12 protein-coding genes, 1 tRNA gene and 1 pseudogene are annotated in these 14,826 nt (G+C 68.6%); 2 read left to right on the top strand and 12 right to left on the bottom strand.

All coding sequences use genetic code 11. The features are described from left to right. Positions 1-69: 69 nt before the first annotated feature. The 10 genes from rpoB to ACGFYH_RS04965 form a co-directional block, all read right to left on the bottom strand. The gene (gene rpoB / locus ACGFYH_RS05010) at positions 70-3,555 is read right to left on the bottom strand and encodes a DNA-directed RNA polymerase subunit beta (RefSeq protein WP_393801737.1); all 3,486 of its coding nucleotides are present in this window, start codon (positions 3,553-3,555) and stop codon (positions 70-72) included. A 587-nt stretch (positions 3,556-4,142) separates the two neighbouring features. Further along, complete coding sequence (gene rplL / locus ACGFYH_RS05005) at positions 4,143-4,526, bottom strand: 50S ribosomal protein L7/L12 (RefSeq protein WP_393801736.1); 384 nt, start codon at positions 4,524-4,526, stop codon at positions 4,143-4,145. 123 nt (positions 4,527-4,649) lie between these two features. Continuing rightward, positions 4,650-5,180 carry a 50S ribosomal protein L10 gene (gene rplJ, locus ACGFYH_RS05000; RefSeq protein ID WP_393801735.1) on the bottom strand — a complete coding sequence of 177 codons (531 nt, stop codon included), beginning with the start codon at positions 5,178-5,180 and terminating at the stop codon, positions 4,650-4,652. Positions 5,181-5,493: 313 nt separating this feature from the next. Then, entirely contained in the window at positions 5,494-6,342 is an 849-nt protein-coding gene (locus tag ACGFYH_RS04995; protein WP_393801734.1) for a DUF1396 domain-containing protein, read from the bottom strand. 152 nt (positions 6,343-6,494) lie between these two features. Then, positions 6,495-7,358, bottom strand: a complete 864-nt coding sequence (locus ACGFYH_RS04990) for a hypothetical protein (protein ID WP_393801733.1) — start codon at positions 7,356-7,358, stop codon at positions 6,495-6,497. A 145-nt stretch (positions 7,359-7,503) separates the two neighbouring features. Next, positions 7,504-8,229 (bottom strand): 50S ribosomal protein L1, encoded by a 726-nt coding sequence (gene rplA / locus ACGFYH_RS04985; RefSeq protein WP_393801732.1) that lies wholly within the window; start codon positions 8,227-8,229, stop codon positions 7,504-7,506. Between the two features lie 77 nt (positions 8,230-8,306). Next, complete coding sequence (gene rplK / locus ACGFYH_RS04980; RefSeq protein WP_003974315.1) at positions 8,307-8,741, bottom strand: 50S ribosomal protein L11; 435 nt, start codon at positions 8,739-8,741, stop codon at positions 8,307-8,309. Positions 8,742-8,908: 167 nt separating this feature from the next. Then, the gene (gene nusG, locus ACGFYH_RS04975) at positions 8,909-9,805 is read right to left on the bottom strand and encodes a transcription termination/antitermination protein NusG (protein WP_393801731.1); all 897 of its coding nucleotides are present in this window, start codon (positions 9,803-9,805) and stop codon (positions 8,909-8,911) included. An 80-nt stretch (positions 9,806-9,885) separates the two neighbouring features. After that, on the bottom strand, positions 9,886-10,170 hold the full coding sequence (gene secE / locus ACGFYH_RS04970; protein ID WP_393801730.1) for a preprotein translocase subunit SecE: 285 nt from the start codon (positions 10,168-10,170) through the stop codon (positions 9,886-9,888). A 108-nt stretch (positions 10,171-10,278) separates the two neighbouring features. Next, positions 10,279-10,351 (bottom strand) — tRNA-Trp (locus tag ACGFYH_RS04965). Between the two features lie 215 nt (positions 10,352-10,566). Between ACGFYH_RS04965 and ACGFYH_RS04960 the strand changes: the two genes are divergently transcribed. Then, entirely contained in the window at positions 10,567-11,793 is a 1,227-nt protein-coding gene (locus tag ACGFYH_RS04960; RefSeq protein WP_393801729.1) for a pyridoxal phosphate-dependent aminotransferase, read from the top strand. A gap of 125 nt (positions 11,794-11,918) precedes the next feature. Beyond that, positions 11,919-12,950, top strand: coding sequence for an adenosine deaminase (locus tag ACGFYH_RS04955; protein ID WP_393801728.1), 1,032 nt, complete (start codon positions 11,919-11,921; stop codon positions 12,948-12,950). Positions 12,951-13,208: 258 nt separating this feature from the next. Here the strand turns inward: ACGFYH_RS04955 and ACGFYH_RS04950 are convergent, their stop codons facing one another. Beyond that, entirely contained in the window at positions 13,209-14,264 is a 1,056-nt protein-coding gene (locus ACGFYH_RS04950) for a UDP-N-acetylmuramate dehydrogenase (RefSeq protein ID WP_393801727.1), read from the bottom strand. An 85-nt stretch (positions 14,265-14,349) separates the two neighbouring features. Continuing rightward, positions 14,350-14,727, bottom strand: a pseudogene (locus ACGFYH_RS04945) (hypothetical protein); the annotation flags it as partial. Positions 14,728-14,826 lie beyond the last annotated feature (99 nt).

The raw sequence follows: 14,826 nt of genomic DNA, 5'->3' as shown, positions 1-14,826 counted from the left end.
GTCTGTGGTCTGAAACGGGGGTCGCGGGATCGGCGGGGCCTCTGCGTGAGAGGCCCCGCCTGACTCCCGTCAGACCTCTTCGACGCTGCTCGGCTCGCGCCGCGACAGGTCGATGCCGAGCTCCTCCGCTGCGCGGAAGACGTCCTCGTCGGTGTCACGCATCTCGATGGACATGCCGTCCGAGGACAGCACCTCCACGTTGAGGCACAGGGACTGCATCTCCTTGATGAGCACCTTGAAGGACTCGGGGATGCCGGGCTCAGGGATGTTCTCGCCCTTGACGATGGCCTCGTAGACCTTCACGCGGCCGGTCACGTCGTCGGACTTGATGGTCAGCAGCTCCTGGAGGGCGTACGCGGCGCCGTAAGCCTCCAGCGCCCACACCTCCATCTCACCGAAGCGCTGGCCACCGAACTGGGCCTTACCACCCAGCGGCTGCTGAGTAATCATCGAGTACGGGCCGGTCGAGCGGGCGTGCAGCTTGTCGTCGACCAGGTGGTGGAGCTTGAGGATGTACATGAAGCCGACCGAGATCGGCTCCGGGAACGGCTCGCCGGAGCGGCCGTCGAACAGCCTCGCCTTGCCGGACGGAAGCACCATGCGCTCGCCGTCGCGGTTCGGGATGGTGTGCTGGAGCAGACCGGCCAGCTCGTCCTCACGCGCACCGTCGAAGACCGGGGTGGCGACGTTGGTGCCGGGCTCGACCTTGTCGGCGCCGATGACCTGCAGACGCTGGGCCCACTCCTCCGCGAGGCCGGAGACGTCCCAGCCGCGGCTGGCGAGCCAGCCGAGGTGGATCTCCAGGACCTGCCCCGGGTTCATCCGGGACGGGACACCCAGCGGGTTCAGGATGATGTCGACCGGGGTGCCGTCCTCCAGGAACGGCATGTCCTCGATCGGGTTGATCTTGGAGATGACGCCCTTGTTGCCGTGGCGGCCGGCGAGCTTGTCACCGTCGGTGATCTTGCGCTTCTGCGCGACGTACACGCGCACCAGCTGGTTGACACCGGGGGGAAGCTCGTCGCCCTCCTCGCGGTCGAAGACGCGGACGCCGATGACCTTGCCGATCTCGCCGTGCGGCACCTTCAGGGAGGTGTCGCGCACCTCGCGCGCCTTCTCACCGAAGATCGCACGGAGCAGGCGCTCCTCCGGCGTCAGCTCGGTCTCGCCCTTGGGCGTGACCTTGCCGACGAGGATGTCGCCGGCGACGACCTCGGCACCGATGCGGATGATGCCGCGCTCGTCGAGGTCGGCGAGGACCTCCTCGGAGACGTTCGGGATGTCCCGGGTGATCTCCTCCGGGCCGAGCTTGGTGTCACGGGCGTCGACCTCGTGCTCCTCGATGTGGATCGAGGAGAGGACGTCGTCCTGCACGAGGCGCTGCGACAGGATGATCGCGTCCTCGTAGTTGTGACCCTCCCACGGCATGAACGCGACCAGCAGGTTCTTGCCGAGCGCCATCTCGCCGTTCTCGGTGGCCGGACCGTCGGCGAGGACCTGGCCCTCGATGACCCGGTCGCCCTCGGCGACGACGACCTTCTGGTTGACCGAGGTTCCCTGGTTGGACCGGGAGAACTTGGCCAGGCGGTACGTGATGTACGTGCCGTCGTCGTTGGTCGTGGTGATGTAGTCCGCGGAGACCTCCTGGACCACACCCGCCTTCTCGGCCTTGACCACGTCGCCGGCGTCGGCGGCGGAGCGGTACTCCATGCCGGTGCCGACCAGCGGGGACTCGCTCTTGATGAGCGGCACCGCCTGACGCATCATGTTCGCGCCCATGAGGGCACGGTTGGCGTCGTCGTGCTCGAGGAACGGGATCATGGCGGTCGCGACCGACACCATCTGGCGCGGCGAGACGTCCATGTAGTCGACGTCGTCACCGGGGACGTAGTCGACCTCGCCGCCACGGCGGCGGACCAGGACGCGGGCCTCGGCGAACCGCATGTCGTCGTTGAGCGTGGCGTTGGCCTGCGCGATGACGAAGCGGTCCTCCTCGTCGGCGGTCAGGTAGTCCACGTCGTCCGTGACCTGGCCGTCGACGACCTTGCGGTACGGCGTCTCGATGAAGCCGAACGGGTTGATCCGGCCGTACGAGGCGAGCGAGCCGATCAGGCCGATGTTCGGGCCTTCCGGCGTCTCGATCGGGCACATGCGGCCGTAGTGCGAGGGGTGAACGTCGCGCACCTCGAAGCCGGCCCGCTCACGGGAGAGACCACCCGGGCCGAGCGCGTTGAGACGACGCTTGTGCGTCAGACCCGACAGCGGGTTGTTCTGGTCCATGAACTGGGACAGCTGGCTGGTGCCGAAGAACTCCTTGATGGAGGCGACGACCGGCCGGATGTTGATCAGGGTCTGCGGCGTGATCGCCTCGACGTCCTGGGTGGTCATGCGCTCGCGCACGACGCGCTCCATACGGGCGAGACCCGTACGGACCTGGTTCTGGATCAGCTCGCCGACGTTGCGGATGCGGCGGTTGCCGAAGTGGTCGATGTCGTCGGTCTCGACGACGATCTCCCGGCCCGACTCGCCGGTCGTCTCGGTCTCACCGGCGTGCAGCTTCACCAGGTACTTGATCGTGGCGATGACGTCGTCGGTGGTGAGGACGCCTGCGTCCAGGGGCTCCTCGGCGCCGAGCTTCTTGTTCACCTTGTAGCGGCCGACCTTGGCGAGGTCGTAGCGCTTCGGGTTGAAGTAGAGGTTCTCCAGCAGCGTCTGCGCGGCCTCGCGCGTGGGGGGCTCGCCCGGACGCAGCTTGCGGTAGATGTCGAGCAGCGCGTCGTCCTGGCCCTGGGTGTGGTCCTTCTCCAGGGTGGCGCGCATGGACTCGTACTCGCCGAACTCCTCGAGGATCTGCTCGGTCGTCCAACCGAGAGCCTTGAGCAGGACGGTCACGGACTGCTTGCGCTTGCGGTCGATGCGCACACCGACCATGTCGCGCTTGTCGATCTCCATCTCCAGCCAGGCACCCCGGGACGGGATGATCTTGGCGGAGAAGATGTCCTTGTCGGACGTCTTGTCGATGGAGGAGTCGAAGTAGACACCCGGCGAACGGACCAGCTGCGACACCACGACACGCTCGGTGCCGTTGATGACGAAGGTGCCCTTGTTGGTCATGAGCGGGAAGTCGCCCATGAAGACCGTCTGGGACTTGATCTCGCCGGTCTCGTTGTTGGTGAACTCCGCGGTGACGAAGAGCGGGGCCGCGTAGGTGAAGTCGCGGTCCTTGCACTCGTCGATGCTGTTCTTCGGGGGCTCGAAACGGTGGTCGCGGAAGGTCAGCGACATCGACCCGGAGAAGTCCTCGATCGGGGAGATCTCCTCGAAGATCTCCTCCAGACCGGACTTGGTGGGGACGTCCCGACCGGACTCCAGAGCCGACTCGACGCGAGCCTTCCACGCGTCGTTGCCGAGCAGCCAGTCAAAGCTCTCGGTTTGCAGCGCGAGGAGGTTCGGAACCTCGAGGGGCTCCTTGATCTTTGCAAAGGAGATGCGCAGCGGGGCGGTGCTGGCAGCGTTGTTCGTATTCGCGGTCGAGGCATTGCGCGAGGCGGCCAAGAGGGGGTCCTTCCGAGGGCTCGGACTCACTACGCGCGTACCGGCCCCTCTTCCGTACACGAAGACAGGGGGTGCCTGATGTGGCTGAAGAGCCAGGTCAGGCATGCTCTGGTCATCGGTGCTCGGGCGAGGGCAGACCCCTGGTGACGGGCAGGGGGCAACTAACAGGCAGCGCAAAGGGTCAGTGTAGCCACATGGCACACTGATGTCCAGTGCGGGTCTCGATGACCGTGTTCGCTCCTCGTTGTTCTCACCACCTGCGGCAAGGCCTCGCCCTCAACGCACCGTGATACTGCCCTCTTCGCCGTCGATCCATGCCTCGGATTCGGATCCTTGTGACGACGCCCTGAGAATTGCGCGCTGCGTGCGGTTCGTCAAGGCCCCCCTTGCCCAAACCGGTTGTCGCCAGGGGGCTCTCAGGGCCCCGGCGACGGCACGACGAAGATCACCCTACTCTTCACCGTCACTCGTGCAAGGCAGCCGCCGCCGGACCCCGGATACGCCGAAGAGCGACCACCCGGATGGATGATCGCTCTTCGGTGCTACGGCGTTACAGACCCTGACGGATCCGTGGTGCCGGTGCGGTCCTACTTGACCTCGACGGAGGCGCCGGCGCCCTCGAGGGACTCCTTGGCCTTCTCGGCGGCGTCCTTGGCGACCTTCTCGAGGACGGGCTTCGGGGCGCCGTCCACGAGGTCCTTGGCCTCCTTCAGACCCAGGGAGGTCAGCTCACGCACGACCTTGATGACCTGGATCTTCTTGTCGCCGGCACCGGTGAGGACGACGTCGAACTCGTCCTTCTCCTCCTCGACCGGAGCGGCCGGGCCGCCCTGGGCCGGGCCCGCGACGGCGACCGCGGCGGCGGCGGTGACGTCGAACTTCTCCTCGAAGGCCTTCACGAACTCGGAGAGCTCGATGAGGGTCATCTCCTCGAACTGGGCGAGCAGGTCGTCCTGGCTGAGCTTCGCCATGATGGCGGTCCTTCCACTAAATCGGCAGGTGCCGGATGTACGGGGTGAGGCGGGCGTACGTCGGGCCCGCGTCGACCCTCACCTCGTGCGGTTCACGCGGCGAGGATCGGAAAGCGAGCCGAATTACTCGGCACCGCCCTGCTCGTCCTGCTTGGCACGGAGCGCGTCCACGGTGCGGACGAGCTTCGAGGGAAGCGCCTGGAAGAGCTGAGCAGTCTGGGACTGCTTGCCCTTGAAGGCACCCGCCAGCTTGGAGAGCAGAACCTCGCGGGACTCGAGGTCCGCAAGCTTCTTGATCTCGTCGGCGGACATCACCTTGCCGTCAAGGACGCCGCCCTTGATGACGAGATTCGGGTTGTCCTTGGAGAAGTCGCGCAGACCCTTCGCCGACTCCACCGGGTCACCGGTGACGAAGGCGACGGCCGTCGGACCAGCGAAGAGCTGGTCGTCGAGCGTGATCCCGGCCTCGTCGGCCGCAATCTTGGTCAGCGTGTTCTTCACCACGGCGTACTGGGCGTTCTCACCGAGCGACCGGCGCAGCGTCTTGAGCTGCGCCACGGTGAGACCGCGGTACTCGGTCAGCACAGCGGCGTTGGAGCTGCGGAACTTGTCCGTCAGCTCGGCAACCGCGGCAGCCTTTTCGGGCGTTGCCATAGAGCCTCGGCCTCCTTCCGGGTGATTCGGACCGCGCGGACCCGAAGGAGGACTGGGGAAAACGAAACGCCCCGGCGCAGGCGCACGGGGCGTGGCTCGACCGTTCCCCACGCACGAGGCGCGGACTCCGGGAGCTCATCCACAGTCACCTGCGCGGGTCGTCCGCAGTTCAGCGGATCCTTCGGCCACCGTGCCCTCTCGCGAGCACACGGCAACGACCAGCGGTCTTTGGCTTCTGTCGAAGCGTACGTGAACGGGGCAGTGTCAAGCAAATCCGCCCCTGCGGCGACCCGACGGGACGGGCCCGGCGGCCTCAGCCCTGCTGGGCCCCCTTCATCATCTCGGCCAGGTCGGCGGTCTCCGCGGCCGGCGGCGCGGTGACCTTCACGGGCTCGTTGACGCCGAGGAAGGTGATGGTCATGTCCAGCGGGCCCTTGTCGGCGTCGCCGCGCATCCGGAACTGCTTGGTCTGGTCGCCGCCGTCGACCCACATGTCCATCGTGAGCTTGTCGAGGCCCATCTTCTCGTACTGATCGATGCTCTTCTGGCGCTTGTCCCGGGTGGCCTTGTCCTCGTCCCCGATGGACTTCTCCAGGTCGGCGAGGGTGACCGTGCCCTTGTAGTGGGTGGTCTTCACGCCGTCGACGGTCTCGGTGCCGACCTTCTCGACGTCCTTGGCCCCGGTGAGGAAGGTGGACTCGGTCGCCGGGTTCTTGTCGGCCTGGGAGGCGCCGCCCAGCTGGTTCAGTTCCTCGTCGGCGCCCATCGCGGACAGGTCGAACTTGATCCAGCGCTTGCCGTCCATCTCCTTGGCGGCCTCGGGGCCGCCACCGATGTACATGGCCTTGTCGACGAGCCGGATCTCCGCGGTCCCTTCGGCGCCCTGGTCCAGCGCCGTCATCTTCATGCTCATCGCGAGCGTGGGCTTGATCCGCATCCGGGCCTCGGCCTTGACCCGCCCCTCCTCGGGGACCTCACCGGTCATGCGGTAGTGGAGTGAGTCGATCGTCTGCGTCTTCTTCGCCGCCTTGGCGACGGCGGCCGCCGGCGTCATCTCCGGGGACTCGCCCGCCGAGTCCTCCTTGGAACAGCCCACCGCCCCTGCGGCGAGCAGCAGCGCGGCCAGTCCGGCACCCACGGGCATACGTACGGAAGTTTTCATCGGATTCCCCCCACGGGACTCAAGGAACACAGGAGACGCACCGCTGCTCCACAGCAGTTCTCCAGACAAGGACACGAGCCTATCCGAATCGGTTCGCACGATCTTGTGATTTCTCTGCAGGGGCCGGTTCGACGACAGGGCCTAACGCTGGCCTAACGCCCTTGCGACGCCAGCAGTTCCTTGAAGTCCGCCGTGTCCGCGGCCGGCGGGCGTTCGGCGGAGACCGTGACGCCGTAGTCGCTGTAGTACGCGGTCTGGGTCAGCTCCCCGGTCTCCGTCCGCCCGCGCTCGACCTTCTTGACGAGCAGGTCCCGGTCGTCGACCCAGATGTCGACGCTCTGGGGGGTGGGCCCGTCCACCGTGCCGGACCAGTGCGCGGTGCGCCGGCCGCGCGTCGTCTCCTCGCCCACCTTGCGTACGTCCCCGGCCGTCAGCAGCAGCTTCACCGCCTGGTTGGGCGTGGTGCTGCGCATCTGGTCGGCGAATCCGGCGCCCGCGCCGCCGCCGAGGTCCTCCAGGTCGGCGTAGACGTACTTGATCCAGTGCCGGCCGCCCATCCGGTCGGCGAACTCGTCGCCCACCTCGGCGTAGTAGGCGTCGGGCAGGTACCGGGCCTCCATCGCGGTGGTGCCCAGGCGGCGCATGGTCTCGGCGGTCGTACCGCCCGTGTACGTGATCGTCAGGGTGCCGGTGAGGCCGTCGCGCCAGCCGAGGGCGCCCTCGGCCTCCAGGGACAGCTCACGGCCCATCACGGTCGTGGACTCCACCCGCGCCGAACCCGCCCGCCCGGTGGCCCGCTCGACGGCCCGCAGGCAGTCGGCCGAGGGGCCGGTGAGGGCGGGGGGACGGGAGGACGGCGCCGTCGGGCGTGGTGGGGCGGAGCCGGGCGGCGCGGTGGGGCCGCCCGAGCCGGCGGCATCGGTGGACTCCCCGGAGGCGGTGCACCCGGTGGCACACGCCAGCGCGGCCGACACCGCGATCGAGACGACCGTACGGCGTGCCGTCGTGCCCCTCATCCGCCCACCCCCCGCGCCCCGTACGGCCCCTGCGCCCCGTGCGCGAGTCCGCTGTTCGCACGCTAACCCAGGGCGGCGGGAAAAGGGACGGGCCCCGCACCTCGGAAGGTGCGGGGCCCGTGAGCCGGTGGGGCGAGCTGCTCGCTCAGACCGCGGCCGGGTCCTCCTCGACGAGGAGGTTGCGGGTGCGGTTGGAGTCGAGCGGAACGCCGGGGCCGATCGTGGTGCTGATGGCGGCCTTCCGGATGTAGCGGCCCTTGGCGGCGGACGGCTTCAGACGGAGGATCTCCTCCAGCGCCGCACCGTAGTTCTCCACCAGCTTGGTGTCGTCGAACGACGTCTTGCCGATGATGAAGTGCAGGTTCGAGTGCTTGTCGACGCGGAACTCGATCTTGCCGCCCTTGATCTCGGTGACGGCCTTGGTCACGTCCGGGGTCACGGTGCCGGTCTTGGGGTTCGGCATGAGACCACGGGGACCGAGCACGCGGCCGAGGCGGCCGACCTTGCCCATGAGGTCCGGGGTGGCGACGACGGCGTCGAAGTCCAGCCTGCCCTTCGCCACCTCGTCGATCAGCTCGTCGGAGCCGACGATGTCGGCGCCCGCGGCACGCGCGGCCTCGGCACGGTCACCGGTCGCGAAGACCAGGACCCGGGCGGTCTTACCGGTGCCGTGCGGGAGGTTCACGGTGCCACGGACCATCTGGTCGGCCTTGCGCGGGTCGACACCCAGACGGAAGGCGACCTCGACGGTGCCGTCGAACTTGGACGTGGAGGTCTCCTTGGCGAGACGGACGGCCTCGAGCGGGGCGTAGAGCTTCTCCCGGTCGATCTTGGCGTCCGCAGCGCGGAGAGACTTGCTGCGCTTGCTCACTACTGCTCCTGTGGTTTCTTAGGAGTCGTGGTCCGGGCCGAGCAGGCCCCGCCACTTCTGCTGCTGGAAGGTGGGGTTCAGCCCTCGACCGTGACGCCCATGGAACGGGCGGTACCGGCGATGATCTTCTCCGCCTGGTCCAGGTCGTTGGCGTTGAGGTCGGGCATCTTGGTGGTGGCGATCTCACGGACCTGGTCACGCGTGATCTTCGCGACCTTGGTCTTGTGCGGCTCGCCGGAGCCCTTCTCCACGCCCGCGGCCTTGAGGATCATCTTGGCGGCCGGCGGCGTCTTGGTGATGAAGGTGAAGGAGCGGTCCTCGTAGACCGTGATCTCCACCGGGATGACCCAACCGCGCTGCGACTCGGTCGCGGCGTTGTAGGCCTTGCAGAACTCCATGATGTTGACGCCGTGCTGACCCAGCGCGGGGCCGACCGGCGGGGCCGGGTTCGCGGCACCGGCCTGGATCTGGAGCTTGATGAGCCCCGTGACCTTCTTCTTCTTGGGAGGCATAGCTCTCCGGGTCCTTTCGATTCGGGTCCTGCCCGCGTTCGGGAGCTACCCGGACACAGGCATACCGCACAACGATAGCGGGTATGGATGTGCGGCCAAAAACCGAGCAGGTCAGACCGGCTGCGAGAGCCGGTCTGACCTGCTCGGAAGCAGTACGTCCAGAAGTGCTAGTTCTTCTGGATCTGGTCGAAGCTCAGCTCGACCGGGGTCTCGCGGCCGAAGATCTCGACGAGGCCCTTGACCTTCTTCGAGTCGGCGTTGATCTCGTTGATGGTCGCCTGCAGCGTCGCGAACGGTCCGTCGGTGACGGTGACCGAGTCGCCGACCTCGAAGTCCAGGACCTGGACCTCGACCTTGCGCTGCGGAGCCGGCTTGCCCTCGGCCTCGGCGGCCTCGCGGGCGGCCTTCTCCTCGGCCTCGGGGGCGAGCATCTTGACGATCTCGTCCAGCGTCAGCGGGTACGGGTCGTAGGCGTTGCCGACGAAGCCGGTGACGCCGGGGGTGTTGCGGACGACACCCCAGGACTCGTTGGTCAGGTCCATGCGGACCAGGACATAACCCGGCAGCTTGTTCTGGCGGATCGTCTTGCGGTCGCCGTTCTTGATCTGGACGACCTCTTCCTGCGGCACCTCGGCCTGGAAGATGTAGTCCTCGACGTTGAGCGAGACGGCGCGCTGCTCGAGGTTGGTCTTCACGCGGTTCTCGTAACCGGCGTAGGTGTGGATGACGTACCACTCGCCGGGGAGGACGCGCAGCTCCTGGCGGAGCTTCTCGATCGGGTCGAGCTCGGGCTCCTCGGCCTCGGGCTCCGCTGCCCCGGCTTCGGCCTCGTCGGCCTCCGCGTCGGCCGCCTCGGCGGTCTCGTCGACGTCGACGACGGCTTCCGCGTCGGCATCGGCTTCCGCGTCGGCTTCCGCGTTCGCTTCCACGACGACGGTGTCGTCGGCAGCCTCGGCCTCGGCGGAGGCCTCGGTGTCCTCGTTGTCGGCGCCCTCGACGGTGCCGGGTTCGTCCTCGACGGACTCGACCGGCTCGATGGCGTCGTTCACGTTCGGGTCAGACACTGTGGCTGCTTCTTCCTGGATACATAGGGGTGGAACACGCGAAAGGGGCGCCGGGTACCTCGGCGCCCTTCGCTCTCGACTCAGCCGAAGACGTACTTGGCGGCGTGAGAGAAGCCATAGTCAATCAGAGTCACCAGGCCGATCATGATGACCACGAAGATGATCACCACGGTGGTGTACGTCGACAGCTGGTTGCGGCTCGGCCAGACAACCTTGCGCAGTTCCGCGACGATCTGGCGGTAGAAGAGGGCGAGCCGCTTCAGCGGGCCCTTCTTGCCTCGCTTGCCGCCTTTGCGCGTCCTCTTGGAGTCCGGCGCCTCGTCCTGGGCATCAGGCATGTCGATGGAGCCCACGGCGTCCGTCACTCGTCCTCACCTGATTCCGGGTCGTGGCCGTGCCGCGCCCGGTTGGAGCCGCACGGCGGTGCATTGCTGTACGTACATGCGCACACATCCTGGCGAAGGTGTGTGTAGCAGGGCCGGAGGGACTTGAACCCCCAACCGCTGGTTTTGGAGACCAGTGCTCTACCAATTGAGCTACGACCCTTTGTGTGTCCCCCAACGTACCGCATCCGCCCGGATGCCTGGTGGGCACCGGGTGATCGCGGACCGCTGAAGGCCAACGAGGTGAGAGTGTACGTGTTCACGGGCCGGGCGTCGAACAGAAAGCACGTCCGGACTGATGTTCAGGGCGTGGTCCGGTCCTGTTCAGTCCGTGAAACCCCGATGCCCGGGAAGTTTCCGGTCTGGAACGATGGGGTCATGAGCGCTGCAACCCCTCCCACCGAGCGCCGGGTCTCCGCCCGAGTCGGCGCGATCTCCGAGTCCGCGACCCTCGCCGTGGATGCCAAGGCCAAGGCCCTCAAGGCCGCCGGACGTCCCGTGATCGGCTTCGGCGCGGGTGAGCCCGACTTCCCGACGCCGGACTACATCGTCGAGGCCGCCGTCGAGGCGTGCAAGAACCCGAAGTTCCACCGCTACACGCCCGCCGGCGGGCTGCCCGAGCTGAAGGCCGCCATCGCCGCGAAGACGCTGCGCGACTCCGGCTACGAGGTCGACCCGTCGCAGATCCTCGTCACCAACGGTGGCAAGCAGGCCATCTACGAGGCGTTCGCCGCGATCCTCGACGCGGGCGACGAGGTCATCGTCCCGGCTCCGTACTGGACGACGTACCCCGAGTCGATCCGGCTGGCCGGCGGTGTGCCCGTCGACGTCGTCGCCGACGAGACGACCGGCTACCGGGTGACGGTCGAGCAGCTGGAGGCCGCGCGCACCAAGAAGACCAAGGTCGTCCTCTTCGTGTCGCCGTCGAACCCGACGGGGGCCGTGTACAGCGAGGCCGAGACCGAGGCGATCGGCAAGTGGGCCGTCGAGCACGGCCTGTGGGTGATGACCGACGAGATCTACGAGCACCTCGTCTACGGCGACGCCTTCTCCGTCTCCATGCCGGCGCTGCTGCCCGAGCTGCGCGACAAGTGCATCGTGGTCAACGGCGTGGCGAAGACGTACGCGATGACCGGCTGGCGGGTCGGATGGGTCATCGGCCCGAAGGACGTCGTCAAGGCCGCGACGAACCTCCAGTCGCACGCCACGTCCAACGTGTCCAACGTGTCCCAGGCGGCGGCGCTGGCCGCGGTCTCCGGTGACCTCGACGCCGTGGCGAAGATGCGGGAGGCCTTCGACCGGCGCCGCCAGACCATCGTGCGGATGCTGAACGAGATCGACGGCGTGCTGTGCCCGGAGCCCAAGGGCGCGTTCTACGCCTACCCGTCGGTGAAGGCGCTGCTCGGCAAGGAGATCCGCGGGAAGCGCCCGCAGGACACGGTCGAGCTGGCCGCGCTGATCCTGGAGGAGGCCGAGGTCGCGGTGGTGCCCGGTGAGGCGTTCGGCACACCCGGGTACCTGCGCCTGTCGTACGCGCTCGGGGACGAGGACCTCGTCGAGGGCGTGAGCCGGATCCAGAAGCTGCTGGCGGAGGCCAGGGACTGACCGTCTCGCGCCCGGCAGGGGCCACACCTCGACGTCGAGGTGTGGCCCCTGTTTGTTTGTGCGAGCAAGACCACGTACGGGGAAAGTGCTGTCCGGCCGGGCGTGTCGTACGGCAGGATCACGGAATGGAGCGTGTACGTGATGTCTCTGAACTGCCCAAGGCCCATCTCCACCTGCACTTCACCGGGTCGATGCGGCCCACCACCCTGCTGGAACTGGCCGACAAGCACGGCGTGCGTCTGCCCGAGGCGCTGACCGAGGCGCTGGGCCGCGGGGAGTCGCCGAAGCTGCGGGCGACGGACGAGCGGGGCTGGTTCCGCTTCCAGCGGCTCTACGACGCGGCGCGGTCCTGCCTCCAGGAGCCGGAGGACATCCAGCGGCTGGTGCGTGAAGCCGCGGAGGAGGATCGGCGGGACGGCTCGGGATGGCTGGAGATCCAGGTCGATCCGACGTCGTACGCGCCGCGGCTGGGTGGACTGATCCCGGCCCTGGAGATCATCTTGGACGCGGTCGAGACGACCGTGCGGGACACCGGGATCGGGATGCGGGTGCTGGTGGCCGCCAACCGGATGAAGCATCCGCTGGACGCGCGGACGCTGGCGCGGCTGGCGGTGCGGTTCGCGGAGCGCGGCGTGGTCGGCTTCGGGCTGTCGAACGACGAGCGGCGAGGGATGGCCCGGGACTTCGACCGGGCGTTCGCGATCGCGCGGGACGGCGGCCTGCTGTCCGCGCCGCACGGGGGCGAGCTGACCGGTCCGTCGTCGGTGCGGGACTGTCTGGACGATCTCGATGCCGACCGGATCGGGCACGGGGTGCGGGCGGCGGAGGACCCCCGGCTGCTGAAGCGGCTGGCGGACCGGCAGGTGACGTGCGAGGTGTGTCCGGCCTCGAACGTCGCCCTGGGTGTGTACGAGAAGCCGGGGGACGTGCCGCTGCGGACGCTGTTCGAGGCGGGGGTGCCGATGGCGCTGGGCGCGGACGACCCGCTGCTGTTCGGGGCGCGGCTGGCCGCCCAGTACGAGATCGCCCGGGAGCATCACGGGTTCACCGACGCGGAGCTGGCGGAACTGGCGCGTCAGTCGGTGCGGGGGTCGGCGGCGCCGGAGGACGTGAAGGGCAGGCTGCTGGCCGGCGTGGACGACTGGCTGGCGGCCTAGCTGTGTTGCCCTGTGAGGTCGGGCGCCGACCGGGACCGCGTCCCGGTCGGCGGAGCCCCCGGGCAGCGCCCGGGACAGGCGCCGCGCGAACGCGTCGACCGGCGGGCGTGCCCGCCACGGCCGAGCAAGAGGGGGGCCGTGAAGCAGGGCGTGGGGGCGGCCTGTGACAGGACCTGGAGCCGGGGAAAGCGGCCCGGGTTGGCGGAGGCGGCCCGGGCCGCGGTCTCAGGTCTCAGGTCTCAGGTCACAGGTCACAGGTCACAGGCTCACGCCGACCGTCACCGGTTCGTTGACCAGCGTGACGCCGAAGGCCTCGTGGACCCCGGCGACGACCTCACGGGCCAGTGCGAGCAGGTCCTCCGTGGTCGCCTCGCCGCGGTTGGTGAGGGCGAGGGTGTGCTTCGTGGAGATGCGGGCGGGGCCGGTGCCGTAGCCCTTGGTGAAGCCGGCCTTGTCGATCAGCCAGGCCGCGGAGGTCTTGACGTGGCCCTCCCCGGCCGGGAAGGCGGGCGGTTCCACGGCATCGCCGAGACGTTCGGCGACGCGCGAGCGGAACGCGGCGAACTCCTCGTCCGAGAGGATCGGGTTGGTGAAGAACGACCCGGCCGACCAGGTGTCGTGGTCCTCGGGATCCAGCACCATGCCCTTCCCCGCACGCAGCTTCAGCACCGTCTCCCGGGCAGTCGTCAGCGGCACGCGATCGCCCGCCCCGACACCGAGGGCGCGGGCCGTCTCGGCGTAGCGCAGCGGCGCGGAGAGGCCGTCGGCGTCCTCCAGCTCGAAGCGGACACGCAGGACGACGTACCGCTCGGGCTCCGCCTTGAAGCGGCTGTGGCGGTAGGAGAAGGCGCAGTCGGCGTTGGCGAGGGTGACCGTCTCGCGGCTCCTGCGGTCGTACGCGGTGACCCCGGTGATCGTGGCGGACACTTCCTGGCCGTACGCGCCGACGTTCTGGATGGGCGTCGCGCCCGCCGAGCCGGGGATGCCGGCCAGGCATTCGACGCCCGCCAGTCCGGCCTCGACGGTGCGGGCGACGGCGTCGGTCCAGATCTCGCCGGCCGCGAGCTCCAGCGTGGTGCCGTCGAGACGGAGGCCGCGGGTGGCGATGTGCAGGGCGGTGCCGTCGAAGCCCTTGTCGCCGACGAGCAGGTTGGAGCCGCCGCCGATGACCAGCAGGGGGGTGCCGGCGTCGTCGGCCGCGCGGACGGCGGCGATCAGCTCGGCATCGGTCGTGGCCGTGACCAACCGGGTCGCGGGCCCTCCCAGTCGGAAGGTGGTCAGCGGGGCGAGGGGGGCGTCGTGGAGTTCCTGCACGCGCTCAAGACTACGAGACGGCACTGACAACCCCGGCCCTCGGGAAACGCCCCGGCCGGCCGGGGCGTTCTCGGTTGCGTCCTCGCGTCAGACGCCTGCGTACCTCCGCCCAGCTCACCGGGAGTTCGTCGCTGGACGCCGACCAGGAGGCGTACTTCGAGTCCCGCATCCGGACCGACAGCCCGCGTGAGGTCGGCGCGTGGGTGCCGGAGTGGGCGAAGTCCTTGAGGGCCTCGGGCGACTCCCAGGCGGAGAGCGTCCAGAAGGTCCGCTTCAAGGGCTCCGCCTTCAGGGAGGCGCCGTACGCTCCGGGCGCGCTCCCGACCTGCCGCCACACGCCCGGCGTGCGCGCCAGGAACTTCAGCGCTTCCCACAGGGTGCGGGTCTCGAAGCGGGAGGCGAAGACGTGCACCTCGGTGGCCCGAGGGGGCTGGTTCGGCACGGTCCAGGGCAAGGTGGGCATGTCGTGCTCCTTAGGTGTGCGTGCGTTCCGTGTGGGGGTGGTGCTCGCTCCTGCGTCTGCTGCGCTGCTGTGCTGCTGCCTCTGGGGCGTTGTTGCTTC

Origin of the sequence: Streptomyces sp. NPDC048392 (assembly GCF_043200575.1) — a bacterium.
GTDB lineage: Bacteria > Actinomycetota > Actinomycetes > Streptomycetales > Streptomycetaceae > Streptomyces.
Note: the sequence above shows the minus strand (reverse complement) of the source record. Positions and strands in the feature narration are given on the sequence as shown.

Bases quoted from the DNA above. Each gene is read 5' to 3' on its own strand.
- rplL (WP_393801736.1), bottom strand. From the start codon at position 4,526: ATGGCGAAGCTCAGCCAGGACGACCTGCTCGCCCAGTTCGAGGAGATG.
- rplJ (WP_393801735.1), bottom strand. From the start codon at position 5,180: ATGGCAACGCCCGAAAAGGCTGCCGCGGTTGCCGAGCTGACGGACAAG.
- ACGFYH_RS04995 (WP_393801734.1), bottom strand. From the start codon at position 6,342: ATGAAAACTTCCGTACGTATGCCCGTGGGTGCCGGACTGGCCGCGCTG.
- ACGFYH_RS04990 (WP_393801733.1), bottom strand. From the start codon at position 7,358: ATGAGGGGCACGACGGCACGCCGTACGGTCGTCTCGATCGCGGTGTCG.
- rplK (WP_003974315.1), bottom strand. From the start codon at position 8,741: ATGCCTCCCAAGAAGAAGAAGGTCACGGGGCTCATCAAGCTCCAGATC.
- ACGFYH_RS04960 (WP_393801729.1), top strand. From the start codon at position 10,567: ATGAGCGCTGCAACCCCTCCCACCGAGCGCCGGGTCTCCGCCCGAGTC.
- ACGFYH_RS04955 (WP_393801728.1), top strand. From the start codon at position 11,919: ATGGAGCGTGTACGTGATGTCTCTGAACTGCCCAAGGCCCATCTCCAC.